At 66.6% G+C, this 545-nt stretch carries 1 protein-coding gene; it reads right to left on the bottom strand.

The window, feature by feature from the left end:
* The coding region (locus AC1D00_RS44680) for a class I tRNA ligase family protein (RefSeq protein WP_477015155.1) at window positions 1-545 on the bottom strand (545 nt) is incomplete at both ends.

Here is a 545-nt window from a genome sequence, read left to right as displayed (position 1 = left end):
CCCAGGAAGCGCTCGCGCGCGCCTTTCGCGTACCAGGCGTCGGCGCCTTCCTTTTCGAAGGCGTCGCCGATGCGGGTATTGACGGCCTCGTCCTGGAGGATCTCGGCGGAGCCGTCAGCCTTCTCGCGCACGAACACGGCGATCGGCACGCCCCAGGCCCGCTGGCGCGAGATCACCCAGTCGGGGCGCGCCTCGATCATGCCGTTGATGCGGTTTTCACCGGACGGCGGCACCCATTGCGTCACCGAGATCGCGTGCAGCGCGCGGGCGCGCAGCGTGTCACCGGACTTGGTCTTGCCGCCTGCCGCGATATCCCTGTCCATCGCGATGAACCATTGCGGCGTGTTGCGGAAGATCACCGGCTTCTTGGAGCGCCAGGAATGCGGATATTGATGCTTGAGCCGGCCGCGCGCGAGCAGCATGCCCTTTTCGACCAGGGCCTTGATCACGGCCTCGTTGGCATCGCCCTTCTCGCCCTTGTCGTTGATGACGCGCTTGCCGACGAAGCCAGGGGCATGGTCGGTGTAGGCGCCGTTCTCGTCGAC

The sequence above is a fragment of the Bradyrhizobium sp. P2_E8 genome (assembly GCF_056403875.1).
Note: the sequence above shows the minus strand (reverse complement) of the source record. Positions and strands in the feature narration are given on the sequence as shown.